At 56.0% G+C, this 24,140-nt stretch carries 26 protein-coding genes and 1 tRNA gene; 14 read left to right on the forward strand and 13 right to left on the reverse strand.

The window, feature by feature from the left end; genetic code table 11:
• Nucleotides 1–7: 7 nt before the first annotated feature.
• From aroA to MICA_RS00705, 3 genes are all read right to left on the reverse strand, one after another.
• Entirely contained in the window at nt 8–1,351 is a 1,344-nt protein-coding gene (gene aroA, locus MICA_RS00695) for a 3-phosphoshikimate 1-carboxyvinyltransferase (RefSeq protein ID WP_041794140.1), read from the reverse strand.
• A 96-nt stretch (nt 1,352–1,447) separates the two neighbouring features.
• Nucleotides 1,448–3,628, reverse strand: coding sequence for a putative bifunctional diguanylate cyclase/phosphodiesterase (locus MICA_RS00700; protein ID WP_014101722.1), 2,181 nt, complete (start codon nt 3,626–3,628; stop codon nt 1,448–1,450).
• A gap of 289 nt (nt 3,629–3,917) precedes the next feature.
• Nucleotides 3,918–5,273: a dihydroorotase gene (locus tag MICA_RS00705; protein WP_014101723.1), complete on the reverse strand. Its 1,356-nt coding sequence runs from the start codon at nt 5,271–5,273 to the stop codon at nt 3,918–3,920.
• Between the two features lie 101 nt (nt 5,274–5,374).
• On the opposite strand from MICA_RS00705, the gene MICA_RS00710 reads away from it, so the two are divergent.
• From MICA_RS00710 to lptB, 3 genes are all read left to right on the forward strand, one after another.
• Nucleotides 5,375–6,259, forward strand: coding sequence for a response regulator (locus MICA_RS00710; protein ID WP_014101724.1), 885 nt, complete (start codon nt 5,375–5,377; stop codon nt 6,257–6,259).
• Between the two features lie 65 nt (nt 6,260–6,324).
• Nucleotides 6,325–7,719, forward strand: a complete 1,395-nt coding sequence (cysS, locus tag MICA_RS00715; protein ID WP_041794143.1) for a cysteine--tRNA ligase — start codon at nt 6,325–6,327, stop codon at nt 7,717–7,719.
• 43 nt (nt 7,720–7,762) lie between these two features.
• Nucleotides 7,763–8,512, forward strand: coding sequence for an LPS export ABC transporter ATP-binding protein (gene lptB / locus MICA_RS00720; RefSeq protein WP_014101726.1), 750 nt, complete (start codon nt 7,763–7,765; stop codon nt 8,510–8,512).
• Between the two features lies 1 nt (nt 8,513).
• Here the strand turns inward: lptB and MICA_RS00725 are convergent, their stop codons facing one another.
• On the reverse strand, nt 8,514–9,461 hold the full coding sequence (locus MICA_RS00725; protein ID WP_014101727.1) for a hypothetical protein: 948 nt from the start codon (nt 9,459–9,461) through the stop codon (nt 8,514–8,516).
• Between the two features lie 138 nt (nt 9,462–9,599).
• On the opposite strand from MICA_RS00725, the gene rpoN reads away from it, so the two are divergent.
• Both rpoN and hpf read left to right on the forward strand, forming a co-directional pair.
• Nucleotides 9,600–11,105, forward strand: coding sequence for an RNA polymerase factor sigma-54 (gene rpoN, locus MICA_RS00730; protein WP_014101728.1), 1,506 nt, complete (start codon nt 9,600–9,602; stop codon nt 11,103–11,105).
• Between the two features lie 322 nt (nt 11,106–11,427).
• A complete protein-coding gene (gene hpf, locus MICA_RS00735; protein WP_014101729.1) occupies nt 11,428–12,045 on the forward strand; it encodes a ribosome hibernation-promoting factor, HPF/YfiA family in 618 nt (205 codons plus the stop codon).
• A gap of 98 nt (nt 12,046–12,143) precedes the next feature.
• Here the strand turns inward: hpf and MICA_RS00740 are convergent, their stop codons facing one another.
• Both MICA_RS00740 and MICA_RS00745 read right to left on the reverse strand, forming a co-directional pair.
• Complete coding sequence (locus MICA_RS00740) at nt 12,144–12,482, reverse strand: hypothetical protein (RefSeq protein WP_014101730.1); 339 nt, start codon at nt 12,480–12,482, stop codon at nt 12,144–12,146.
• Between the two features lie 144 nt (nt 12,483–12,626).
• Nucleotides 12,627–13,475: a PleD family two-component system response regulator gene (locus tag MICA_RS00745; protein ID WP_014101731.1), complete on the reverse strand. Its 849-nt coding sequence runs from the start codon at nt 13,473–13,475 to the stop codon at nt 12,627–12,629.
• A gap of 233 nt (nt 13,476–13,708) precedes the next feature.
• On the opposite strand from MICA_RS00745, the gene MICA_RS00750 reads away from it, so the two are divergent.
• From MICA_RS00750 to MICA_RS00775, 6 genes are all read left to right on the forward strand, one after another.
• Nucleotides 13,709–13,795, forward strand: a tRNA-Leu gene (locus tag MICA_RS00750).
• 101 nt (nt 13,796–13,896) lie between these two features.
• Nucleotides 13,897–14,511: a ribonuclease D gene (locus MICA_RS00755; RefSeq protein ID WP_014101732.1), complete on the forward strand. Its 615-nt coding sequence runs from the start codon at nt 13,897–13,899 to the stop codon at nt 14,509–14,511.
• A 17-nt stretch (nt 14,512–14,528) separates the two neighbouring features.
• The gene (locus MICA_RS00760) at nt 14,529–15,560 is read left to right on the forward strand and encodes a KpsF/GutQ family sugar-phosphate isomerase (RefSeq protein WP_014101733.1); all 1,032 of its coding nucleotides are present in this window, start codon (nt 14,529–14,531) and stop codon (nt 15,558–15,560) included.
• Nucleotides 15,561–15,590: 30 nt separating this feature from the next.
• Nucleotides 15,591–16,220 carry a DedA family protein gene (locus tag MICA_RS00765; protein ID WP_014101734.1) on the forward strand — a complete coding sequence of 210 codons (630 nt, stop codon included), beginning with the start codon at nt 15,591–15,593 and terminating at the stop codon, nt 16,218–16,220.
• Nucleotides 16,217–16,915 (forward strand): LPS export ABC transporter periplasmic protein LptC, encoded by a 699-nt coding sequence (lptC, locus tag MICA_RS00770; RefSeq protein ID WP_014101735.1) that lies wholly within the window; start codon nt 16,217–16,219, stop codon nt 16,913–16,915. The genes MICA_RS00765 and lptC overlap by 4 nt, the downstream gene beginning before the upstream one ends.
• Nucleotides 16,912–17,805 carry an LptA/OstA family protein gene (locus MICA_RS00775; protein WP_014101736.1) on the forward strand — a complete coding sequence of 298 codons (894 nt, stop codon included), beginning with the start codon at nt 16,912–16,914 and terminating at the stop codon, nt 17,803–17,805. Before lptC ends, MICA_RS00775 begins: the two co-directional genes overlap by 4 nt.
• A gap of 104 nt (nt 17,806–17,909) precedes the next feature.
• Here the strand turns inward: MICA_RS00775 and MICA_RS00780 are convergent, their stop codons facing one another.
• Both MICA_RS00780 and MICA_RS00785 read right to left on the reverse strand, forming a co-directional pair.
• Entirely contained in the window at nt 17,910–18,605 is a 696-nt protein-coding gene (locus tag MICA_RS00780; RefSeq protein ID WP_014101737.1) for a hypothetical protein, read from the reverse strand.
• A gap of 105 nt (nt 18,606–18,710) precedes the next feature.
• Nucleotides 18,711–19,115 carry a hypothetical protein gene (locus MICA_RS00785; protein WP_236619927.1) on the reverse strand — a complete coding sequence of 135 codons (405 nt, stop codon included), beginning with the start codon at nt 19,113–19,115 and terminating at the stop codon, nt 18,711–18,713.
• Nucleotides 19,116–19,231: 116 nt separating this feature from the next.
• Between MICA_RS00785 and MICA_RS00790 the strand changes: the two genes are divergently transcribed.
• The 3 genes from MICA_RS00790 (at nt 19,232) to MICA_RS00800 (ending at nt 20,439) form a co-directional block, all read left to right on the forward strand.
• A complete protein-coding gene (locus MICA_RS00790; RefSeq protein WP_014101739.1) occupies nt 19,232–19,417 on the forward strand; it encodes a zinc-finger domain-containing protein in 186 nt (61 codons plus the stop codon).
• 208 nt (nt 19,418–19,625) lie between these two features.
• Entirely contained in the window at nt 19,626–20,105 is a 480-nt protein-coding gene (locus MICA_RS00795) for an Hsp20 family protein (protein WP_041793706.1), read from the forward strand.
• 94 nt (nt 20,106–20,199) lie between these two features.
• Nucleotides 20,200–20,439, forward strand: a complete 240-nt coding sequence (locus MICA_RS00800; protein ID WP_014101741.1) for a DUF1150 family protein — start codon at nt 20,200–20,202, stop codon at nt 20,437–20,439.
• Nucleotides 20,440–20,520: 81 nt separating this feature from the next.
• Here the strand turns inward: MICA_RS00800 and MICA_RS00805 are convergent, their stop codons facing one another.
• The 5 genes from MICA_RS00805 to MICA_RS00825 all read right to left on the reverse strand — a co-directional run bounded on the left by MICA_RS00805 (nt 20,521) and on the right by MICA_RS00825 (nt 24,072).
• Nucleotides 20,521–20,709 carry a hypothetical protein gene (locus MICA_RS00805; protein ID WP_014101742.1) on the reverse strand — a complete coding sequence of 63 codons (189 nt, stop codon included), beginning with the start codon at nt 20,707–20,709 and terminating at the stop codon, nt 20,521–20,523.
• Between the two features lie 398 nt (nt 20,710–21,107).
• The gene (locus tag MICA_RS00810) at nt 21,108–21,587 is read right to left on the reverse strand and encodes a PTS sugar transporter subunit IIA (protein ID WP_014101743.1); all 480 of its coding nucleotides are present in this window, start codon (nt 21,585–21,587) and stop codon (nt 21,108–21,110) included.
• Between the two features lie 234 nt (nt 21,588–21,821).
• On the reverse strand, nt 21,822–22,448 hold the full coding sequence (gene recR, locus MICA_RS00815; RefSeq protein ID WP_014101744.1) for a recombination mediator RecR: 627 nt from the start codon (nt 22,446–22,448) through the stop codon (nt 21,822–21,824).
• Nucleotides 22,445–23,293: an FAD-binding oxidoreductase gene (locus tag MICA_RS00820; protein ID WP_014101745.1), complete on the reverse strand. Its 849-nt coding sequence runs from the start codon at nt 23,291–23,293 to the stop codon at nt 22,445–22,447. Before MICA_RS00820 ends, recR begins: the two co-directional genes overlap by 4 nt.
• 44 nt (nt 23,294–23,337) lie before the next feature.
• The gene (locus MICA_RS00825) at nt 23,338–24,072 is read right to left on the reverse strand and encodes a LolA family protein (protein WP_014101746.1); all 735 of its coding nucleotides are present in this window, start codon (nt 24,070–24,072) and stop codon (nt 23,338–23,340) included.
• Between the last annotated feature and the right edge of the window lie 68 nt (nt 24,073–24,140).

Raw genomic sequence — 24,140 nt, forward strand, 5'->3', positions numbered from 1 at the left:
GGTGTAACTAACACGCGTCCAGATCCGCGCCCAGATCGCGCAACAATTTCACGAATGTCGGAAAACTTGTGGTGATCGGGGACGCGTCATCGACGCTCACCGGATCTGTGCTGGCCAGCCCCATGATCAGGAAGCTCATGGCGATGCGGTGATCCAAGGCGGTTTCAACATCCGCGCCGCCTTGTGGGGCGTGCCCGTTGCCATGGATGGTCAGGCTATCCTCGCCCGCTTCAACACGCACGCCGCATGCGTCCAATCCCGTGGCCATCATCGCCAAGCGATCGCTTTCCTTCACCCGCAATTCGGCCAGATTGGTCATGCGGGTGGTCCCGTCGGCAAAGGCGGCGGCAATCGACAGGATGGGGATTTCATCGATCATGCTGGGAACGCGTTCGGGCGGGACCGTGATGCCTTGCAGGGTTCCGGTGTAGCGCACGGCAATGTCGGCGATGGGTTCTCCTGCTTCGGTGCGGATGTTTTTGAATTCAATGTCCGCACCCATCTCCTTCAGCGTGTCGTACAGCCCGATGCGGCGGGGGTTGATGCCGATGCGGGGCAGGGTGATGTCCGACCCCGGCACGATCAATGCGGCTACGGCTAAAAACGCGGCGGATGATGGGTCGCCGGGGACGTCGATCGCGCATCCCTGCAACACGTGCCCGCCATCGACATGAATGGCATCGACCAGACCGCTGATTTTCTCAATCCGGACCGGTACGCCAAAATGGCGCAGCATATTTTCGGTGTGGTCGCGGGTGGGGTGTTCTTCAATCACCGTTGTGGTGCCGTTGGCGCGTAAACCAGCCAGCAGGACGGCGGATTTTACCTGCGCCGATGCGACCGGCAGGGTGTATTTGATGGGTTTGAGCGCGTCGCTGCCACGCATGGTCAAGGGCAGTTTTCCGCCATCGCGGGCCAGGAACACCGCGCCCATTTGTTCCAGTGGGGTAATAACACGGCCCATCGGGCGCTTGGTTAATGATGCATCGCCTGTCATTGTTGCGGTGATGGCGTGCCCGGCCATAATCCCGGCCAACAGGCGTGTCGATGTGCCGGAATTGCCCATATCCAGAACGTGGTCCGGGCTGTGCAAACCTTTGGTGCCGACGCCATGCACGCGCCACAGCCCATCATCGCCCGACGATATGTGCGCCCCCATCGCGGATAACGCGGCGGCGGTGGCCAGAACGTCACCCCCTTCGAGTAAGCCCGAGATGATTGTTTCCCCATGCGCCAGCGCCCCCAGCATGAGGGCGCGGTGCGAAATGGATTTGTCGCCGGGAATGCGGACACGGCCCATCAGGGGTGGGCATTGGCGGGATGTCATTGGTTTGTGTTGGGGCTGGTGCATGGGGACGCGCATTATTGTTCAAAAATCCATCATAAAAGAGGGAGTCGCATGGCTCCCTCTTTTGTAACGCTTCTGGTCCTGAAAGCCAAGATCGGTTCAGCCATCAAACTGGGACAAATTGCCGTCATAGCTGGTGATAAAGCTTTTGAATTTCACCAGCGGGATCGGGCGGGAGTAGCGGAAGCCTTGCACCTCGTCGCAATCCTCGGCGATCAGGAAGGCTTCGTGTTCGCGGGTTTCCACACCCTCGGCGATGACCTTCAGGTTCAGGGAATGGCCCAGACGGACAATTGTCTTGGCAATCGCCGCATCATCCGGATTGTTCAGGGCATTGCGGATAAAGGACTGGTCGATCTTCAGGCGGTCAATCGGGAATTGGCGCAGATACGACAGAGATGAATAGCCCGTGCCGAAATCATCAATCGCCAGCTCTACGCCCAACCCGTGCAGTTCCTGCAGCGTGTGGATCGTGTGCTGAATATCGTCCATAAAGACGCTTTCCGTGACTTCCAGTTCCAGCATTTTCGGGTTCAGCCCGGTTTTATTCAGCACATCGCGGACGTAGGACACGATGTCGCTTTGATAAAACTGCGCGCCTGATACGTTGATGGCGATGCGAATATCGTGGCCGTTGCGGTTCCATTCCGCGGCGGCTTCGCACGCCTGGGCCAGAACCCATTCGCCAATCGGCACGATCAGGCCAGATTGTTCCGCGACCGGAATAAAGTCGGCGGGCGATATGTATGATCCGCCTTCTTTGCTGTTGTCCGGCTTGAACCAGCGCAACAGGGCCTCGGCTCCAATCACCTTGCCGGTTTTTAAATCCAGCTGCGGCTGGTAATGCAGGTCCAGTTGGTTTTTGTCCAAGGCTTCGCGCAGGTCGCGCAACATTTGGAATCGTTGCTGAACGGCACGGTCGAAATCTTCGGAATATTCCTTGACCTGATCGCGCCCTTCTTCTTTTGCGCGGTTCAGGGCGATATCGGCGTTTTTCAACACCTGATCCGGGTCGATACCATCATCCGGGAATGTAGCCACGCCGATGGATGCGCGGATCTGGAATTGTTCGTTAAACACGCGGAATGGTTCGGAGCGGATCACGCCCATCACGCGGTCGGCGATATCGCGCGCGACCAGTCCGCCCGACAGGGCGACGGTAATGGCAAATTCATCCTCGCCCGACCGGGCCACGGTGGCGGATTCGGGCAGGGAAGAACGCAAACGTTTGCCCACGGCGCGCAAAATGGCGTCACCAATATTGTGGCCCATCGTGTCGTTCACGTCTTTGAAATGGTCCAGATCAAGCGCGACGACGGCAAAGCGCGTCATGTTGTCGGCGGCGTCGCGGCTGCGGGCATGTTCGTTCAAATTCATCACGAACTGCGTCCGGTTTGGCAGCCCGGTCAATGTGTCGTAATAGGCCAGCTTGTGAATCTGGTCTTCGGCCGCGGCGCGGATGCGGCGAATGTTATCGGCATTTTGTTCAATCAAATTATGCGACAGCGCGATGGCTCCGCCAATTTCGTCCGCCGGGTCATACGGAGAATCCGGCAATTGCGGGTTTTCCGGGTGTTCCGCGGCCATGCGCAGATTGTTACGCATGAACATGACGGGTTCCAGAAGCCAGCGGCCCAACGCCACCATCAATACGGTCGTCACAAAAGCAGACATCAGCATCATGATGGTCAATGTCTGCTTTACGTACGCAATCACCTGCGGCTGAACCGCGGAGGCATCGATGCGCACGACAATATTATAGGGCCGCCCCAAAGCAGACGGGCGGAATACCGTTTCATAAATATCCCCATTATTCGTGCGTAACGTCCGCGTCACGCTGTTGGGGTCGTTTAATGTGATCGTTGTCGCCTCACCATAACTGCGCAGGAAGTTTAAATCGGCCGCATAAATGGCCAGACCGCGCACCTTGGTGGTGGACAGAAGCCGGCGAATGCCCGTGTCGTTCAATGGTGATGTGTAATAATCCGGAACATCTTCGATCATCAGCGGAACAATCGCCGTGCGTGCCGTGTCCGACAATTCCGCCAGCCGGTCATTGGCATAGCTGTTTACCGTGATCCACAGCGTAAAGACCTGCACGATCAGGATGGTCAAAAACACAACCATGGCGATGCGCCAGCTCAACCGGCTGCGCCAGATTTGCGCCGGGGAATACAGAAGCTGGTCGGTCAGGCTGCGCTTTTTAACCTGTGTTCTGTTTCGCTTCGCCTTGGCCACCGTTGAAAATCCGCTCGAATGAATCCGGGATTGAAGATGCATTTTAGACCGTAATCCCACACATAAAACTATCGTTACATCGCCGTTGATTGTGTGCGCAGAATGCCCCCATCCGCCCGGAACAGGCGGGCAATGAAACCCCACACACGAATCCGATTATGGCCGGGAAGTGTTAAAAACCACTTTAAAAACGGCGAAGAAAAGGTAAAAAGACGCCCTGTAACGCCCTGATTTTCAATATTTATCAGGCTTTGCTAAAAAATTTTACGTTTTTGATTAAAATTTTTCGCAATTTGCATCCATTCATGCAAACCGGCGGTATCCGGGCGGGTTACAGGGTCTCCCGGAACCGTACGGGGGTCCCGACGGGGCTGCCGACCAATTCATCGTCACGCATGACAATATGGCCGCGCACCACGGTCATGACCGGCCACCCGGTGACCCGCATACCGTCATACGGGGTCCACCCGCATTTCGATTTTTGCTGGGCGTTGGTGATGGTGTGCGTGGCATTCAAATCAACAATGGTGAAGTCGGCGTCGTATCCAAGTGCAATCCGCCCTTTGTTCGCGATTTGATGGATACGCTGCGGGCCATAACTGACCAGTTCGACAAACCGTTCCAGACTCAATCGGCCTTCGTGAATGTGATTCAACATGACGGGCACCAATGTCTGCACGCCCGGCGTACCGCTGGGGCTGGCGGGATAGGTTTGATCTTTTTCGTCTATGGTATGGGCCGCGTGGTCGGACCCCAGAATGTCAATCAACCCGTTATTGACGGCAGCCCACAGCGCATCCTGATGCCGTTGTTCGCGAATGGGTGGATTTTGCTGGGCCCGCGTGCCCAGCCGTTCATAACAGTCCGGCGCGGAAAAGGTCAGATGGTTGGGCAAAACTTCGCAACTGACGATGTCTTTATGATCTTTGATAATGTCCAGCTCTTCCGCCGTGCTGATATGCAGGATATGCACCCGCCGCCCGGTCTTGCGGGCCAATCGGATCAGGCGTGTCGTGGCCGATACGCACGATTCAACCGACCGCCAGACAGGGTGGAGCCGCACATCATGACTGTCGCCCAGTAACGTGGCCTTGTTGGCGTTCATCATGGCTTCGTCTTCGGCATGGGCGGCAACGATGCGTTTTCCATGGCGCAGGATGTTTTCAATATGTTCATCCTCCGCGCACAATAAATCGCCCGTGGATGACCCCATGAAAATTTTAATGCCGCAGACACCGGGCAAATTTTCCCATTCGGCAAGGTGTGCCGCATTGTTCGCCGTGCCCCCGAAATAAAAGGCGTAATCGACCCACGGTGCGCGTGCGGCCAATTGCATTTTATCGGCCAATGTTTCCGGTGTGATGGTTAATGGCTTAACGTTGGGCATTTCGAAAATGGCGGTGACGCCACCGCACGCCGCGGCCATGGTGCCATGTTCAATATCTTCCTTGTGCGTTAATCCGGGTTCGCGGAAATGCACCTGCGTATCAATCACGCCGGGCAGGATGTGCAGACCCGCGCAATCCACCCGATTCGCGGTCTTTGCGGTGCCGAGGTCGCCAATGGCGACAATGCGCCCACCGCGCACCCCCACATCGGTGTTGGCCCGCCCGCCGGGCGTCACCACTGTGCCGTGGCTCAGAATCAGGTCAAATCCGGCACTTTCAGGGGCGGGGGCTTGGGTCATGATGGGGGCCTGTGATATGATTAAGGTCAGGTTTTTACACGGAAATTTAAGGTCCGTCAGGGGATAATAGGCGGCAGGGGTTCAAAGGAAAAGCACCTTTCATGGAAATTATTCGCGAAAGCGCCGAACATCATTTTCTCACCTTCGTCGAGGTGATGCGCACCGATCCGAAAGGGTGGGTGGGGATGATTCTGGGTCTGTCGCGCAAATATAACCATGACGCGATGATCAGCGATTTGATGACCATTCCGGCGAAACAAGCTGCATTGGCCGCCGAGGGTGATCAGTGGGTTGATTATTTCGCCGAAAAAACCGGCATTCTAGACAAACCGACACTCTATCGCTTTGCTGATGGCGATGTGCTGCTGGTTACGCGCATCGTGACAGAACAGCAACAGGACCGCCTGTTCGACATGCACCGCGAAATCACGGATCAGCATAAAATCTCATCCTGTGACGTTTTGAATTTCGGGCGTGAAATGATGGTCGCGCAAAAATTGGCCGATCGAAAAATGTTGACGCAACAGCGCAGCAAGGCCTATTTGGCCATGGCCGATCAAAACCGCGTATCGTCTATCGCCGTGCGCCGTGACCGGCGTGATGCGGCCCTGATTTTATTGGTCGAAGATGATCGCTTCACCGCCTCCTACACCACCGGAATTTTGCAGAAGGATTATGAACTGGTCCATTCCAAGGTGGGCGAGGATGCTATTCTGGCCTATATCGAACACGCCCCGGATGTCGTGTTTCTGGATATCCATTTACCCGGCCTGAACGGCCATGAAACGCTGGATGCCATCCGCAAGGTGGACCCGGCGGCCTATATCATCATGCTTTCGGTCGACACGGTGAAGGAAAATATTGTCAACGCGTCCAAGGGTGGCGCATCGGGGTTCCTGAAAAAACCCTTCTCCAAGGACCGGATGCTGGCCATCGTCCAAAAATCCCCCTTTATCAAAGGGGGAAAGGTGCCTTCCTTTAGTTAAATCATCCTGCTATAGATTTTCAACGGATTTTCAAACGTTTTTGACGGATCGTCGCCATGACCGAAATGCCTGTTTTGCGGCTGCATAATTCTTTGTCGGGGGAGAAAGAAATTTTCACCCCCGCCGACCCAAACCATGTGCGCGTCTATGCCTGCGGCCCGACGGTGTACAGCTTCGCCCATATCGGGAATGCCCGTATGGCGGTGGCGTTTGATTTGCTGAATCGGGTTCTGCGCCATTTGTATCCGCGCGTGACCTATGTATCCAATATCACCGATGTGGATGATAAAATCATCACCGCGTCCAAAGAAACGGGCGAGGCGATTGACGTGATCACCCGCCGTTACGAAAAAATCTATAACGACGATATGGCTGCGCTCGGCGTGCTGCAACCCGATGTGCAACCGCGCGCCACCGAACATATCCCCGAAATGATCACACAGATTGAACAAATCATTGAACGCGGTCACGGGTATGCTGCCGATGGTCATGCGTTGTTCAACGTGCCGTCTTACGATGCCTATGGCGCGCTGTCGGGGCGCAGCCGTGATGATCAAATCGCCGGTGCTCGTGTTGAAATCGCCCCGTATAAGAAGGACGCGGCGGATTTTGTGCTGTGGAAGCCGTCGACACCGGACCAGCCGGGCTGGGATTCCCCATGGGGCCGTGGCCGTCCGGGCTGGCACATTGAATGCTCGGCCATGGCGGAAAAACATCTGGGTCTGCCGTTTGACATTCATGGTGGCGGGGCCGATCTGAAATTCCCGCACCATGAAAATGAAATCGCACAAAGCTGCTGCGCCCATGGGCATGAAACCGATCCCCGCGCCTTTGCCCGTATGTGGGTGCATAACGGGTTTGTGACGGTGGCCGGTGAAAAAATGTCCAAATCATTGGGCAATTTTCTGGTTGCTCATGAATTGTTGCAAGATCACCCGGGCGAAGTGTTGCGCCTGGCCCTGCTGGCCGCGCATTATCGTCAACCGCTCGATTGGACCGAAAACGGCCTGCATCAGGCGCGCAAGAATCTGGATACGCTCTATCGTGCGCTCGATAATTTGTCCGGCGTGCCGGATGGCGATGCTGTCGTTCATCATGGGGTGATGGCGGCGTTGTGCGATGATTTGAACATGCCGCTGGCGCTCGCCGCCTTGTTGGCTTTGGCCAAGGATGCCAACCGCACCGATCTGAATGAATCTGAGAAGATCGAAATCAAGGCGGCGCTGAAGGGCACCGGGGCCTTGCTGGGCTTGTTGCAGCAAGACCCGCAAACATGGTTCCAGGGTGGTGCGGCCAATGATGACGATGCCGAAATTGATGCCTTGCTGAAGGAGCGCACCGAGGCCCGTAAAAACAAGGACTTCAAACGCGCCGATGAAATCCGCGACCTTTTTGCGGCCAAGGGGATCGAGATCGAAGACACCCCAACCGGGCCAAAATGGCGCCGGGCTGTGAAGTAAAGCAGGCTGGCAATCAGGCGGTGTTTGGGCTAAAACGGATTTTATGATGACCCCAGTTTCCAATATGCCGGCGCGCGGTCTGGTTGCGCACCATTTATCCAAGACCTACAAAAAACGTCCCGTTCTGCGCGATGTCAGTGTGCATGTCCAGCGGGGCGAGGCCGTGGCCCTGCTCGGCCCCAACGGTGCCGGTAAAACCACCAGCTTCTATATCATCACCGGCCTGATCGGCGCGGATTCCGGCATGATCATGCTGGATGGGCAAGACATTACCAACCTGCCCATGTATCGCCGCGCCCGTCTGGGTATTGGGTATTTGCCACAGGAATCATCTATCTTCCGTGGCTTGTCGGTCGAGGATAATATCCGTGCCGTGTTGCAGGCCCAGAATTTGAACCGCGAAGATCAGGAAGCCCTGCTGGATGAATTGCTGGCGGAATTTTCCGTTGATCATTTGCGCCGTGCGCCCGCCATTGCCCTGTCGGGTGGTGAACGCCGCCGTGTCGAAATTGCCCGCGCACTGGCCAGCCGCCCGTCCTTCATTCTGCTCGATGAGCCGCTGGCCGGGATTGACCCGATTGCGATTGGCGAAATTCGTACGCTCATTTCACATTTGAAAGATAAAGGTATCGGCGTCCTGATCACCGATCACAACGTGCGTGATACGCTCGACCTGGTGGACCGGGCCTATATCCTGCACGATGGTCATGTGTTGATGGAGGGTACACCCGCCGAAATCATCGCGCACGACGATGTGCGCCGTGTTTATCTGGGCGAAACTTTCGCGATGTGATTTAGCTCAAGATTTTTTTCAAGCTTTGTGAACACTGCGCCAGTTTTTGACGCGGTGTTTTTTTATATAATGCCGCGATAAAGCTGTTGTAATTCATCTTGTCCATATACGGGTGGGGTGTGAAATATTGCACCATGTGCGCACACTCCGCCGCGGTCAGGGTGTACAGGCTCAGGCCCACATGCTGTAACGCGGTTTCCAATTCCTGCATATAATCGTCGATATGATCGTTGATATATTGCTGGCGTGTTCCCGCAGGTGCACCCACCCATGCAAATCCGGCCAAGGCCTTGGCGATGGCGGGTATGGCGTTTTTATCCGCACGCAATTGAAAGGATTTTTGTTGTTGCGGCGGGTATGCGGATGCTGCGGCCAATACATGCCCGCCATTATGATGCAGAAAACTGATCATATTCGCCGCCGTTGTTCCTTGCTCATAAGCATCATCAAACACAATGAAATATGACGGCGCATTGTTATTGCGGTCCATAAAGGGCAGGGGATCAATCTGATCCGCGGCCACAAACCCGAAATGATGTTTGGCGCGCAATGTCGGCACCAACCCTTGCGCTTTGGAACTGGACCGATTCAAATGCCGCAATTCACACAATCCCGTGGCCAATCGCCAATCCACCTGCGGTATGTCGTGGCGCAAGGCGGCCTGAAACCGTCTGGCCAGCAATGTCAAAGGGTGCGGTGCCGGAAAAATGCGCGATGGGCTTTTGTGCGGATAGGCGATGGTGACAATATGATCCGGCCCATCCGTACCACGGATTTTATCCAACTGCGCCAGAACAACATCCTTAAAAACCGACAGGTCCACGGGCTGTGTGTATCCCTTCACCCGCACCACATCCGGGAAATCATCCCGCAGGGGCAGGCGCATATCCACATTCACCAACGGGCGTGGTGCGGCGTGTGTTTGGAAAAGCTGAGCCAGAAGCCCCATGGCTATGTCTCTCGTCTGCTGTGTGGATTGCGGGGACCCTAAAGGGTCATGTAAATTATGTTAAACATTCCAGGGGCATACCCATATAACCCTCTGAAAGCCCCATGATTTCCGCCAATTTTGTGGTACACTTATTGCATGTCCAATGTGTCCCAACGGCTGGATCTTCGCCAGTCTCAAAACCTCGTCATGACCCCCCAGCTGCAACAGGCCATCAAGCTGTTGCAGATGAACAATATCGAACTGGCGGAATATATTGAGGAGGAGCTGGAAAAAAACCCGCTGCTGGAAAAGGGCGAACCCGAAACCCAAACCAGCGTTGAGGGTGAGGGCGATACAACGGCCGCCGAATCATCCGCACCGGAACGGGACGCGATGGAAAGCGGCTTTGATGAAAACTGGACCGGGAACGAAGCCGACACCCCGTCATCCACGGCGGCCAGCGCCGGTGATTACACCGGGGCCGATGTCTATAGCGGCACGGGTGCGGGCGGGCGCAGCAATTTTGAAAATGATGAAAACTCCCTTGAAAACACCCTGACGCGCGACAAGACCCTGCGCGAACATTTGCTGGAACAGGTGGCGGTCGATACATCCGACGCGCGTGATCGCATGCTTGCGGCCCTGTTGATCGACCAGCTGGATGAAACCGGATATTTGCGCGAAGGTGCGGAAACATTGGCCGAACGGCTAGGCTGTCCGTTGGATCGGATGCAGGCTTTGCTGGCGCGTCTGAAAAAATTTGATCCGCCGGGTATTTTTGCCCGCGACCTGTCCGAATGTCTGGCCCTGCAACTGGATGATCTGGGGCAACTGGACCAGCCGATGCGGATTTTGCTGCAGAATCTCGATAAGCTGGCCAGCCATGATTACGACGCGCTGGCGCGCGCCTGCGGCGTCAATGAAACATATCTGCGCGATATGATTGATGATATCCGCGCACTCAACCCGCGTCCGGCGTCCTCGTTTGATCATTTTGTGGTGCAAACGGTGATCCCCGATGTGGCCATGCGCCCAATCCCGAAATCCGAAGGGGGCGGCTGGCGCGTTGAATTGAACAATGACGCCCTGCCGCGCGTTCTGGTCAATCAATCCTATTACACCACCGTGGCCGGCCAGGCGAAAAGCCGTCAGGACAAGGATTACTTAAGCGCGCAGATGAACGCGGCCAGCTGGCTGGTCAAGGCGCTGGACCAGCGCGCGAAGACCATTTTAAAGGTCGCGGCAGAAATCGTTGAACAACAAAACGCGTTCTTCCTGTTCGGGATTGAATTTCTGCAGCCGCTGACGTTGAAGGACATTGCGGAAAAAATCGAAATGCACGAAAGCACGGTCAGCCGTGTGACCACGAATAAATACATCGCCACACCGCGCGGTATTTTTGAAATGAAATATTTCTTCTCCACCGCTTTGGTCGCGGCGGATGGAACCAGCCATTCGGCAGAGGCGGTGAAGGCCAAAATCAAAACCATGATTGATGCGGAAAAATCCGACGCCGTGCTGTCCGACGATGCCATCGTTGATGCGCTGAAGGCCGAGGGGATCGACCTGGCCCGCCGTACCGTTGCCAAATACCGCGAGGGCATGAACATCCCCTCCTCGGTCCAGCGCCGGAAGCAGAAGAAAAATTCAGGGCCCGCCTGACCGACTCTTTATCTTGGTTTCATTCCTTTTTGCTGTCATTCCCGCTTTCGCGGGAATGACAAAGGAGGGGGGATTGCAAAGTTTCTTCTTGCCATAATTTTTATATAATTGATTTTATTATACATTTCACCTTTCGATACGATGGGTAAGTTAAGTTGATGTCAATGATTTGCGGACTAGACTCAATAATACGGGGGTACGAAGGCGCGCGACGCGCTTTTCGGGGTCCCCGAACCGTGGAGGATTTTCGCTAAATAAGCACGTCACAATCATCCCGCCTAAATCGCAAGATTTTTCTAAACCAAATGTAAGGACGAAAACCATGGAACTATCCGTTCAAGGCAAACAGATCAATGTCGGCGACGCACTGCGCGCCCATGTCCAGGAAAAGCTGGAGGATCTGAACGCCAAATTCTTTAATCGCGCGATTGATGCAACGGTCATCTTCTCGCGCGAGGGCCATGCGTTTTTCAATGCGCATGTGTCCATTCGCATCGGTAAAAACATCAACGTCGTGGCCGAGGCCGAAGACACCGATATTTATGCGGCCTTTGACCAGGCGGCGGTGAAGCTGGCCAAGCAATTGCGCCGTTATAAAAACCGCCTGCGCGACCACCACCGCCGTGCCGAAGACATGCCGGACGATACAATCCTGCAAGCCCGCAGCTATACCATCGCCCCGGAACAGGATGATGAAGATGCAAAAGAATCATCCGGTGAACAGGCCCCGATCATCGTCGCGGAAATGACCACCGACATCCTGACGCTCAGTGTGTCCACGGCCGTGATGCACATGGATCTGATGCACCAGAATGCGCTGCTGTTCCGCAACGAAAGCCACGGCGGCCTGAACATGGTCTATCGCCGCCCGGACGGGCATGTGGGCTGGGTCGACCCGGTCGGCAACGGCCTCTCCGCGCACAAGGAAGCGGCGGAATAAATAAACATTTTCTCTTGAAACGCATGAACAAGGCGGCCTTGGTGGCCGCCTTGTTTTTTTACGCGCCCGCTTGCGTTCATGCGGGGCCACAACATCACTTATTCTTTTTCCGATACATACACGGCGCAATCCTCCGACCCGACGCGCAAAACGGCCATGTGCGTGTAATGCGCCACGCGGTCCCCGCCGATGCAAAAATCGTAATACAGATTGGCCGGGAAATAATGGTCCGCCGTGGTCGCCACCACGCTCGCATCACCAAACGCAATATAAACCGGGGCGGTGGCACAGACGCTGACAATCCGCGTATCATCATCAAACGCGGTCGCGTTACGGCTGGATGTGGCCCCGGCGGTCAACGCATGCGCCCCACCAGATTTCAAGCGCACGGCGGGAATCGGGGTGTTATCACTGTCACGCGGCAGTAAAGTGGCCATTCTTTCTCTCCTTCAAATCACAATAAAAAACGCGCCGAACCCAAGGGGCCAGCGCGCAAAAAAGCCGGGCAAAAATGGATACAGTGATCCCGGCGACAGAGGGCAGTATCACCGGGCTTTAGCGGATTGTCAAGGAAATTATTCCTACGCCATCGACCCGATCGCAAATTCCGTCGCGTGCCCCGGATGGACCGTGTGGTCGGCATGCAATGCGCCGACGGGGAGGTCGACGAGGGTGACGTAGAGCTGGACGCCCATCTGGCCGCTGGAGGACAGGTCGGCATTTTTCGACAGGGCCTCGGCAAAGCGGGTGGCGGCTTCCATCGGTTCGGTTTCGTATTGGGGCCGTTGCAGCATCAGGCAATATTCGTTTTTACCCGTTTGCGCGATGATGTCGCTTTGACGGCGCAGGCGGACCAAGCTTTGTGACAGGCGCGCGGACAGGGCGGCGGCGGCGTAGGACCCGTCCACCTCCAGCACATCCTTGTGATTTTTAATCCCGATAAAAACGAGGAAGGAACGTTCGCCATAGCGGTCGGCGCGGTCCAGACAGGACAGGAACAATTGGTTAAAGGCCGATTTGGCGATGACGCCCCCGGCGGAGGGGAAATCCTCGCTATCATCGCCAATGCGAGCGATCAGGCTGGTCAGCCGCTCGGCGTTTTGGGCCATTTTTTCCAGGCCCGCCCCGTCGATGGGTTTCAGCATCACGTCATTGGCCCCGGATTTCAACGCCTCGACCCGGTCCATGGACCCGGACATCAGGACGATATAGGGGTAATTCCGCACCGAACGGCGAATGCCCAGAATGATCGGGCGCGCGTTGTTCAGCGGGGCGGGATCAATAAACACCGCATCAAAGGGTTCCACCCCCAGCCGTTCAATCGCGTTATTTTTCACCGCTTCTTCCACCACGCTATGGCCGGCGGATTGCAGGCGGGAAGATACGAGCTGGGTCGTCAGGCTGTCGCGGTCGATCACGAGGATTTTCATGCTGGGTGGGTCCCTTGAAACCCCCGGATTTCCGGGGGGATATGTCTTAAATAAAGGCCTGATTATTCTATCCTATTTTCCCATTGTGCCAAGGCTGGTCTTAAAAAATGGGTAAGAGGGCGCAAAATCCGCAAAAACCGGGAATTCCGCCCCAAAATAGTGCTTTACAAGGGCATGAGGCTTCGCTAATTAAAGGGCCTTCGCCGCGAGGCGGAGGAAAATCCAAATGCCGTGCCCAGGTGGCGGAATTGGTAGACGCGCACGGTTCAGGTCCGTGTGGCCGAAAGGTCGTGGAAGTTCGAGTCTTCTTCTGGGCACCATTTATTTAGAGTATGAGAGGCTTTCGCCTTGAATGACGATCACCCGCCCGCGATAATGTGGCGGGTTTTTGTTTTTTAACCATAAGGGATCGAGACCACCCATGACCGTGACGTTGCATAAGGGCGATCTGCCCGCGGGATTGAATTTCGGCAAAATCATTGCCGTTGATACCGAGGCCATGGGTCTGAACAATCACCGTGACCGTTTGTGCGTTGTGCAACTCTCCGCCGGGGATGGCGCCGCCCATCTGGTGCAATTTGCACGCGGCGAATATGACGCGCCGAATTTGAAAAAATTGCTGGGCGATCCGAATGTTTTGAAACTGTTCCATTTCGCCCGTTTTGACGTGGCGATTATCAAACATTATCTGGGCGTTGATTGTAACCCGCTGTGGTGCACGCGTCTGGCGTCCATGCTGTGCCGGACCTATACCGACAAACATGGCTTGCGTGAATTGTGCCGCGAATTGCTGGGCATTGAACTGAACAAGCAGCAACAATCATCCGACTGGGGCTATGACACGCTCAGCCCGGAACAGATGAATTACGCCGCCAACGACGTGTTGCATCTGCATGCGTTGAAAGAGCGTCTGGAAATGATGCTGGAACGCGAAAACCGTTTGGAGCTGGCGCAGAAATTGTTCGATTTCGTGCCGACCCGCGCGCAGCTGGATTTGATGGGCTGGCCGGAAACCGACATTTTCGCGCACAATTAAAGATAAGAAAGATCGCCATGATGACTGCACCGCGCTTTGACGCCGACACCACGCCGATGGATACCGACAAGGCCGCACGCGACATCGCCACGGGCCGCCGCACGATTGAAACGGAAGTGGCGGGGCTGAACGCGTTGGCCGCATCCATGGATGAAAATTTCGCCCGCGCCGTCGCCACCATTCAGGCGATGAAGGATTCTGGACGCGGTCGTTTGATCGTGGCAGGCATTGGCAAAAGCGGCCATATCGCCAAGAAGCTGGCCGCGACCTTCGCCTCCACCGGCACGCCGGCGTTCTTCGTTCACCCGGGCGAAGCCAGCCATGGTGACCTGGGCATGGTGACGGAGGATGATATTGTCCTGCTGCTGTCCAATTCCGGCGGCAGTGCGGAACTCTCCGACTTGATCCATTATACGCGCCGTTTTGGCATTACCCTGATCGCCGTGACCAGCAAAGCAGACAGCGCGCTGGCCAAACATGCGGATCAGGTGTTGCTGTTGCCGCAAATGCCCGAAGCCTGCCCCATCGGCATGGCCCCGACGACATCCACCACCATGACGCTGGCTCTGGGCGATGCGATTGCGGTTGCGCTGCTGGAACGCATGGGGTTGAGCAAGGATGATTTTAAAGTCTGGCACCCGGGCGGCAAACTGGGCCAGCGTTTGCAAAAAGTTTCGGCCTTGATGCATGCCTATGACGCCCTGCCTTTGATCGACCAATCGGCCACGATGGATCAGGCGATTTTGATGCTGAGCGCGAAAAATCTGGGCGTTGTTCTGGCGCTGGATTCATCCAAAAAGCTGGCCGGGATTATCACCGACGGCGATTTGAAGCGCCATATGGGCCCGGATCTGCTGTCCCGCAAGGTGGCTGAGATTATGAGCAAGAACCCGCGCACCATCGCGCATGACGCGCTGGCGGTTGAGGCCGTGGACGTCATGACCAAAACGCCGGGCCAGTATTTGACCAGCTTGATCGTCGTTGATGACAATGGCGATCTAACCGGACTGATCCGCTTGCAGGATTGCCTGCAGGCCGGAATCGTTTAACCCCTTATCTTGATATAAAGGCGTACCACAATGCATTTTGATATTCTGCACCTGATCGAAACACTGGGCATGTGGGGCGTCTGGGCTGTGGTGTTTGCCGAATCCGGCATTTTGTTCTGCTTCTTTATGCCGGGGGATTCCCTGTTGTTCGCGGCTGGCGTTCTGGCGGGACAGGATTTGATGCCGATTGGTCTGCTGGCGGGGGGGTGTTTCATTGCGGCGGTGACGGGCAATTTGCTGGGCTATGAAATTGGTCGCCGTGTCGGCATGAAAATCATCAACCCGCGCACGGAAAAATTCCTGAAGCCGGAATATCTGCAAATGACGTCCGACTTCTTTGAAAAGCACGGTAAAATGGCTGTTGTGCTGGCGCGTTTTATGCCGATCATTCGTACATTCACCCCGTTTCTGGCCGGCATGGTCGGCATGTCGTACCGTGTGTTCTTCATCTACACCATCGTTGGTGCGGTGTTCTGGGCGATTGGCCTGACTATGCTGGGCTTCTTCCTGGGCGACCTGATCCCGCAGGACAAGATCGACATGTATATCCTGCCGATCATTGTGTTGATTATCCTGATTTCGGTTTTGCCGTCGGTGTTCCATATCTGGAAAGAAATGCGCGCGCGGAAAGCCGTCGCGCCCGAGAATGATAAAGCATGACACCCGGCGCATTAGATTCCGACGATCACGATCTGGACCGGGCGCGCCTGTCCCAGCTCTTGCGCCCCGATACGCGGGAACGTGCGCGGCTGAAACTGACGGGGCAACGTCGGACTTTTATCATGCGGTGGGTGCGCCTGTTGCTGCCATTGGCGGCGCTGGCGATTGTGGCGGTGGTGATTGCCTGGCCAAAGATGGAAGACAACATGGCCCCGGTGCGCAAGGAAGAAATCCTGCCGCAGACGGTGGGTCGGAACGAACTGATCAATCCGCGTTTCGAAAGCGAAGACAGTGACGCCCAACCCTTCACCGTCACCGCCATATCCGCCACACAGGACAGCAACGATCAAACATTGATCCTGCTGAATAAACCGAAGGCGGACATCAAGCTGAATTCCGGGCACTGGATTGCGGGCGAAGCGGATCAGGGCGAATACCGTCAGGAGCAAAAGAACCTGACCCTGACCGGGAATGTCCGCCTGACTCAGGATGAAGGGTATATGATGGAAACCGCCTCCCTGTTTGTTGATATGAATACACGTACAGTCCGCACCAGCGACGCCGTGCGTGGCAGCGGCCCGGCGGGCACGTTACAGGCCACCGGCATGCAAGGTGATGGCGTCAGCGGCGTTCTGGTCTTTACAGGCCCCGCGACACTGGTTCTCAACCGCTCTGTGAAGGGCTTGTCACAATGAAAAAATTTCTCGCTCTGTTTCTGGTCTGTGCGCTGTACGCCCCGGCGGCCATGGCCCAAACCAGCAATTCATCCGAACCGCTGGAAATCAGCGCGGATAAAACGCTGGAATGGCATCGCAATGACAAACGCTATATTGCCAAGGGCAAGGCTGTGGCCCAGCAGGGCGATACCACCATCGCCGCCGAAACGCTCACGGCGGACTATCGCGAAGCGAACGGCAAAGACATGGATATTTACCGCCTGACCGCGGAAACGGATGTGGCGATTACATCGGGCATTAACACCGCCTACGGCAATCATGCGGTTTATGATGTCGACAGCGGTATGGCCACATTGACTGGCGGTGATTTGCGCATGACGTCACCCGAACAGACCGTCACCGCGACCGACAAATTTGAATATGACGTCAATGGCGGGCGGTTGTCGGCGATGGGCAATGCCAAACTGGTGCGGGGCGAAGATATTCTGGAGGCCCCCAGCATGTCGGCCTTTTTCGCCGCGCAAAGTGCGGATGGCGAACAATCCCGCAAGCTGGAGCGGATGGAAGCCACGGGCGGAATCACAATCACCACCCCGACGGAAATTCTCACGGGTGATCGCGGGGACTATGATGCCGCCACCAACATCGCGACTGTGACCGGTAACGTCAAAATCACCCGGGGCCAAAACATTCTGGAAGGCGAAAAAGCCACCGTCAACCTGACCACGAATGTCAGCACCCTGACCGGAAATACCGTGCAAAAGGGCAGTGATGGGCGCGTGCGCGGTGTATTTTATCCGGATGATCAGACGAATGAGAAAGCGGAAACAACGCCGGCAAAGACGGATCTGAAACCGATCATTACCGTCATTCCCGCACCAACGGCGGGTGAACCGGTTACGCCTTAAAAAACCCAAGACGTCATCCCGGCGAAAGCCGGGATCTTCCAGACATAATGGACGAAGACACCGGCTTTCGCCGGTGTGACGACTGATTTTTATGCAGAGTAATATTACCGCGCGATCAAGACGCGGTAGAAAACATACTGGTTCGCCGCTGTATCGCGGAAACATCCAGAACTGTGGTTGCGCAGGCGGTCGCCGGCATCATCATCGCCCAGCGTTTGCGCCCCGGCATAGGTGCCATCAAACAAGGTGAAATCGGCTTGCGCGTCCACGGGAATGGCGTCGCCGTCATTCTGAATATCCACCAGTACATTGATCCATTTGCACACGTCGGCCCGCAAATCGCGCACCAGCATGATCAGATCCGCCGATGCGGCCGTCCCCGCCGTGGTGCCGGCCCCGATAAATTCATTGCTTCCGGTAAACAGCATGCTTGGGACGCCAACACCGGATGAGGCATCAATGGTTTTTAAAACCACGCCGCCGCCGGTGGGGTCAAACACTTCGAAATCGGGGTTTGTCCCCGGCGTGCCATAGGTCACCGGCAGGTCGTCATGCGCGAAGCTGACCTGTGATGCCGTTGCCCCACGCAGCCGAATTTGCGCCACCGCCCGGGCCATGGTTTCACCATATTCAATGATGTCAGAGGCCAGCAATTTATCGCGGTCGCGCTCCAGCGTTTGCACCGATCCGCGATTGCCCTGTGAAATCGCAAAAGACAACGCGCCAAACAAGGCCACGCCGACAAAGATATAAAAGAAAACGTTGCCGCGTTCATTGCGGCGATCTTGAAAATGTTTCATGTCTTTATGATGCCTGATCCCGGGCCATTTTGCCAGACACCGCCTCCTCTCCCCTTTGGCATTCCCGCTTTCACGGGAATGCAGACTGAAAAAAGAGAACGCTTGCTAGACCTTCGCAATAAAGGCCTTGAATTCAGACTGGTTGGATTTGGGAATATGTACGGGCATGGTGCGTATGCCGTGCGCGGCCAGTGTCAGGAACGTAGCGCGTCCCGAACCGATTTCAATATTTTCCATGAGACCAATCCCAAGGATCGGCATTTCCAATGCTGCGCCGGAGGCAATCTTGCCTTCCACTTCGGCGCGCTTGGGCTGTTCCTTCTCCGGCAACTCTGCCGCATCTTTGATACGCCCATCGGGCAACATCCATTCATAGGAGAAGAGCGAGGTCTGCCAGCTTTTCAAAACCTTGGGCACGTCGATCATGACCGTTTCATAACGGTCTTCGCGCCCCGCGGTCACGGGGTTGGCTATAAAGTCCGGAATTTTAACCGCGTCTTTTGTGGCCATGCGTTGATTCACAATCGGGGCCCGATCCCCTCTGGACGGGCCTACCCCTTTTTTATAAAGTGTGCCGGTAACAAATTGGTAAACGCGCCCCGCGCCGCGTTAAAGGTTTTATGATTATGACAATGCAAAACGCATCCACCCAACCGCCTGAAATCATTGCCGTCGATGCCGATTGCGACGAAGTCTGCTGCGATGGCGGGGGCGGGGCCTTGGGGCATCCGATGGTCTGGTACACGTTTGATGGCCGCAAAACCGTGGAGTGCCTGTATTGCGACCGGCAGTTTGAACAGAAAACGGCTTAAAACCGCCAAAATCTGCCTCGAATGCTCTGTATGAAATTCAAACCCCCGGCCTTGATGAAGGGCGGGGGTTTTCTATATATTTAAATGGATGGTGCCGGATGGCCGGGCCATCGATTGCACACCGCCAAGGGTGCCGGGGATCCGGGCCAGCTGGGGGTGGGTGATCTGAACAACATCAAACCTCGCTTATCTTTGAAGGAGGATTATTATGACATCACGCCTGACCGTGTTCGATTCCCCCCTGTTTCTGGGCTTCGAACAATTTGAACGCACACTGGACCGGATTAAAAAAACATCCGACGGTTATCCGCCTTACAATATCGAACAGATCGGGGAAACGGGGCTGCGTATTACGCTGGCGGTTGCCGGGTTCACCATGAATGATCTGGATGTCGAAGTTGAAAACAATCAACTGACCATCCGCGGCCATCAGGCCGAAGACGACGATACGCGCCTGTACCTGCATCGCGGGATTGCGGCGCGGCAATTCCAACGCTCTTTCATCCTGGCCGACGGTATTGAGGTCGATGGCGCATCGTTGGATAACGGTTTGTTGCATATCGACATGAAACGGGTCGAACCCGAATCGGCGGCCCGCAAAATCGCCATCAAGGATCAAAACGTCCTTGGCCAGAACGGCCATTCATCCCGCAAGGCGATCGACGTCGAAGGCCAGAATAACAAATAAGGCCTGAAACCACCCACACACCCCTAAGCAACGCGTGTCTTCTTAAGCGTTGCTTAGGATCTTTCCTATACTTTCTACCGAAAGGGGAATAGCCATGACGGACTGCAAAACAACGGACTGCAAATCGGCGTCCGCCCTTCGCGACATTTCTGCGCAGGATTTTCTCGGCTTTGGTGTGCAGCATGTTGCCTATGTACGCCCGGCCATTCTGAACGGCCAGAAGGTGTTTTCCATCCATGCTGCTGATGGGACGCCGCTGGGGTATCACGATAATTTCGATGCGGCCCTGGTCCTGACACGTCAGAACGATCTGGAACCTGTGCGCGTGCAGTGATGCACCGTGCCCATCCATGAATAGCAAAAAGCCGGTCATTGAACCGGCTTTTTTCATGTCTGTATCGTTGCAACGGATGGATTATTGTTTGACGTCGTTGCTGGCCATCGCGCGCAGGTTCATGCGCAGATTTTGCCACTGCCGCGCCGTGGTGTGACGCTGGTTTTCGGTTTTGTCGCTGTTGCGGACGATCAGTCCACGGATAAATCCCTTACGCGGTACGAAATGCTCGCGGCTATAGCTGCGGATAATCGACGGAATATTCAACATGATGTTTCGGCTCCCTTTGCCCTTGCGGGCGTTTTTATCGCGCGCTGCTTCACAATCGGGGCGTCCCGAAAGGCCAGCGCCTTCAACACAATAATGCTACGGAGTATTTACATATCCATACACGATCACACGAAAAAGTCAAGAGACAAGCGTACTTACACGCAATCGCGGGGGCGCTGATGGTGATGAAAACCAGATGGTGCCGTGTGAAATCACAGGAAATCCGTGCTTGGTCTTGATCAATACCCTTTGTGTATTTCCATAACTATAATCTCACTATACAGGCTTTTTGTGATGCGATTATGGAGATTCGACGCGGATTGCGGCGAATCGCACCGAATCGGCGGTTCTTTGGGATAGGCGTGCCCGCGGGCGCTCAATTTAAAAATGAAACGCGGTTACGCCGCGAACATGCCGCCCGTACGCACCATCGGGGCGTTCAGGGCCATGCGGATATCGCTCTCGCTACGGGCGCGGCGCAAGGCGGCGCACGCTGCGTCATCACGCAACAGGCGCGACAGGCGGGCCAGACGGCGCAAATGCAACGGGCCGTCAGATTCCGGTGATAACAGCATGGCGACAATATCCACCGGCTGGCGATCCACCGCGTCAAAATCAACCGGGCTGGCCAGCGTCATCATGACGAAGACCGGGCGGTCCAGCAGGCGCAGACGCAAATGCGGAATCGCTACACCGCCCCCAATACCGGACGTGGCCTGACGTTCACGCTGCAACAAACGTGCGGCGATGGCGGCGGGTTCCATAGAAGCGGGGGAGGCGGCCAGATCGGCCAGGCGGTCAATGATTTTTCGGCGGGTGGGCAATTTCGCCAGCGGCAAAACAAGGTCGGCGTCGATGTGAAATACCGAGTCGGACATTCTGTCTTTTCCCGTTCCTTTAAAAACCAAGTGAACGATAAGGCAAAGAATCTACGCCGTTCTTTGTACAGCGTGTGATTCGCTTCGCCAACGGTTTCTGAATCATGTGATTCATTTTAATCACAACTTTGAGATTGTCGTAAGATGGGCGCTTGTTACGGGAAACCGCGCATGAGCACAAAGATATTCCCCGTCATCCCGGCCTTCGCCGGGATGACGGATGAGGGCAGATCTTCACGCACGCGATTTCAACGCCGTGGCGATGGTGCCATCATCCAGATAATCCAGATCCCCGCCCACCGGAATGCCGTGGGCCAGCCGTGTGATTTTTACGGCCTGATTCCCGCTGTTATTGCCATGCAGACGATCGGTGATGTAGTGGGCTGTGGCTTGCCCGTCCACTGTCGCGGCCAGCGCCAGAATGATTTCATCGAACCCGTCATGGCGCACACGCTCCAGCAGCGATGCAATGCGCAGATCCTGTGGCCCGATCCCGTCCAGTGCGGACAGCAATCCACCCAGAATGTGATAGCGCCCTTTATACGCACCCGTGCGTTCAATCGCCCATAAATCCGACACGCCGGATACCACGCACAATGTGCGGGCATTGCGGCTGGTGTCCTGACACACGCGGCACGGATCGGCCATATCCAGATTGCCGCACGCGGAACAGGTGCGGATGGTTTCCGCCGCATGGTCCAGCGCGTGGGCCAGTGGTTTCATCGCGCTGTCCTTGCGCGACAGCAGATGCAACGCAATCCGCCGCGCCGAACGCGGCCCCAGTCCGGGTAAATTGGCAAAGGCGCGGATCAATTGATCCATCGGGCCATCGTCACGCCCATAATTGCTGGTTTGACTCATGATGGCTGGGTCCCGCTGGATTGGGTTCCAGATGGCTGACGGCCCAGACCGCCCGCGCGGGCGGATGAATCATCGGTGTGAATATCGCCGCGATGGGCCTTATGCGCCAGCAATTGCGGGATGATGGCTGATACCATCGGCGGTGGCCCGGCGACGTAAAGCGACAGGCCGGATAAATCGGCATGATCACGAATCACGACATCCCCAACCATGCCGGCCTGTGCATCCGCCGGGCGGCTTTGGTCATCGCGCACAACCGGCACGAACCGGAACTGCGCATGGGTGACTTGCAGGGCGCGGAAATGGTCGGCCATATACAGGTCATCGCCATGATTGACGCCCCAATACAAAGTCACAGGCCCCGGGTGCCCGGTGTTCAGGGCGGATTCAACAATTGCCTTCATCGGTGACAATCCCATGCCCCCGGCAATCGCGATAATCGGTTTCACGCATCCCGGGGCCAATGTGGCATGGCCCATCGGTGCGGTGACGGTCACGGTATCGCCGATTTTCAATTGTGTGGCAACGTGCTGGCTGGCCACGCCGCCGGTGTTGCGAATGTGAAATTCCAGACGATCTGTCGTGCCGTTGGCATCGGGCGCATTGGCGATCGAGTAAGATCGGGCGGGCAATCCCGCCACGGCCAGATCGGCATAGTGCCCGGCACGATAGGACAAACGCATAGTGTTGTTCAGGCGCAGACGAAGAATACGAATATCGGCACTGGGCGCATCAATCCCCTCTACCACCGCGTCGAATGATGCGGGTGGCGGTGTGGGGGGCAGGGCGGTGCACATCCCTGTGCATCCTGCCGGATCAGCGCTGGCTTTCAGCGTGTCGCTCAATCGCGGTCTCCGTTTGCTGGCCATTCAAGATGCCTCGTTATACCCTATTGGTTCAGCGAACCAGCCTTTTTTTGCGGATCGCGATAGACAAATAAATCACGTTCCAACGCAACACCGGTCTGCATCTGGAACAATTCCACTTCGCTCACCGATCCCTGCGGATCGACGACACGCCATTTTTTCAACTGGAACGGCTCGCGCGTGAAGCCGAGGGTCAGGCTGCCCGCACCCGCATCGGCGGTCTGGCTCAGTTTGATCTGGATCAACCCGCCGCTTTCCACGACGCTGTCGACCTTCACATCGCCAGACAGGCGAATATCACTGCGCAACAGGAAATCGGCCAAAGTCTGGCCAATCGGCGCGTTGGATTGTTCGCCCAGATTGGCGTCATAGAAATAAATGAACACGCCATCGGCGACGACAAAATCCTTCACCGGGTCATCATAATCAAACCGCAATTTGCCTGGGCGGTTCAGATAGAACGTCCCGATCAATTGCGTGCCGTTTCCGGCGGTGAGCAGGAAACGCGCCCGCGCTGTTTTTAATTGCTGTAACCATTGCTCGGCCTGCGTGGCTACGGCTGTGGCCTGTTCGGGGCTATAGGTTATGACGCCGGGGGCCAGGGCCGGAACGGCCTGCGGGGCTGCGATGGCGGTGGCGGGCATGGCGATCGGGCTGGCCGTCTGGTCAGCCGTTTGGGCGATGGCCCCTGTGCCAATGAATGCCACGGCCCCCAAAAGAGCCACCCCGGTCAAAGCTGTCAAAATACGTGTTTTCATGGGGTCATTTGTACCCAAACAACCCGGCGAAAGAAAGGCATGAAGAAGGCCGGATCAGGGTGTATCCC

Origin of the sequence: Micavibrio aeruginosavorus ARL-13 (genome assembly GCF_000226315.1) — a bacterium.
GTDB classification, from domain to species: domain Bacteria; phylum Pseudomonadota; class Alphaproteobacteria; order Micavibrionales; family Micavibrionaceae; genus Micavibrio; species Micavibrio aeruginosavorus_B.

Coding starts and splice junctions, on each gene's coding strand:
- aroA (WP_041794140.1), bottom strand. CDS start 1,351: ATGCACCAGCCCCAACACAAACCAATGACATCCCGCCAATGCCCACCC.
- MICA_RS00700 (WP_014101722.1), bottom strand. CDS start 3,628: ATGCATCTTCAATCCCGGATTCATTCGAGCGGATTTTCAACGGTGGCC.
- MICA_RS00705 (WP_014101723.1), bottom strand. CDS start 5,273: ATGACCCAAGCCCCCGCCCCTGAAAGTGCCGGATTTGACCTGATTCTG.
- MICA_RS00710 (WP_014101724.1), top strand. CDS start 5,375: ATGGAAATTATTCGCGAAAGCGCCGAACATCATTTTCTCACCTTCGTC.
- cysS (WP_041794143.1), top strand. CDS start 6,325: ATGCCTGTTTTGCGGCTGCATAATTCTTTGTCGGGGGAGAAAGAAATT.
- lptB (WP_014101726.1), top strand. CDS start 7,763: ATGATGACCCCAGTTTCCAATATGCCGGCGCGCGGTCTGGTTGCGCAC.
- MICA_RS00725 (WP_014101727.1), bottom strand. CDS start 9,461: ATGGGGCTTCTGGCTCAGCTTTTCCAAACACACGCCGCACCACGCCCG.
- rpoN (WP_014101728.1), top strand. CDS start 9,600: ATGTCCAATGTGTCCCAACGGCTGGATCTTCGCCAGTCTCAAAACCTC.
- hpf (WP_014101729.1), top strand. CDS start 11,428: ATGGAACTATCCGTTCAAGGCAAACAGATCAATGTCGGCGACGCACTG.
- MICA_RS00740 (WP_014101730.1), bottom strand. CDS start 12,482: ATGGCCACTTTACTGCCGCGTGACAGTGATAACACCCCGATTCCCGCC.
- MICA_RS00745 (WP_014101731.1), bottom strand. CDS start 13,475: ATGAAAATCCTCGTGATCGACCGCGACAGCCTGACGACCCAGCTCGTA.
- MICA_RS00755 (WP_014101732.1), top strand. CDS start 13,897: ATGACCGTGACGTTGCATAAGGGCGATCTGCCCGCGGGATTGAATTTC.
- MICA_RS00760 (WP_014101733.1), top strand. CDS start 14,529: ATGATGACTGCACCGCGCTTTGACGCCGACACCACGCCGATGGATACC.
- MICA_RS00765 (WP_014101734.1), top strand. CDS start 15,591: ATGCATTTTGATATTCTGCACCTGATCGAAACACTGGGCATGTGGGGC.
- lptC (WP_014101735.1), top strand. CDS start 16,217: ATGACACCCGGCGCATTAGATTCCGACGATCACGATCTGGACCGGGCG.
- MICA_RS00775 (WP_014101736.1), top strand. CDS start 16,912: ATGAAAAAATTTCTCGCTCTGTTTCTGGTCTGTGCGCTGTACGCCCCG.
- MICA_RS00780 (WP_014101737.1), bottom strand. CDS start 18,605: ATGAAACATTTTCAAGATCGCCGCAATGAACGCGGCAACGTTTTCTTT.
- MICA_RS00785 (WP_236619927.1), bottom strand. CDS start 19,115: ATGGCCACAAAAGACGCGGTTAAAATTCCGGACTTTATAGCCAACCCC.
- MICA_RS00790 (WP_014101739.1), top strand. CDS start 19,232: ATGACAATGCAAAACGCATCCACCCAACCGCCTGAAATCATTGCCGTC.
- MICA_RS00795 (WP_041793706.1), top strand. CDS start 19,626: ATGACATCACGCCTGACCGTGTTCGATTCCCCCCTGTTTCTGGGCTTC.
- MICA_RS00800 (WP_014101741.1), top strand. CDS start 20,200: ATGACGGACTGCAAAACAACGGACTGCAAATCGGCGTCCGCCCTTCGC.
- MICA_RS00805 (WP_014101742.1), bottom strand. CDS start 20,709: ATGTTGAATATTCCGTCGATTATCCGCAGCTATAGCCGCGAGCATTTC.
- MICA_RS00810 (WP_014101743.1), bottom strand. CDS start 21,587: ATGTCCGACTCGGTATTTCACATCGACGCCGACCTTGTTTTGCCGCTG.
- recR (WP_014101744.1), bottom strand. CDS start 22,448: ATGAGTCAAACCAGCAATTATGGGCGTGACGATGGCCCGATGGATCAA.
- MICA_RS00825 (WP_014101746.1), bottom strand. CDS start 24,072: ATGAAAACACGTATTTTGACAGCTTTGACCGGGGTGGCTCTTTTGGGG.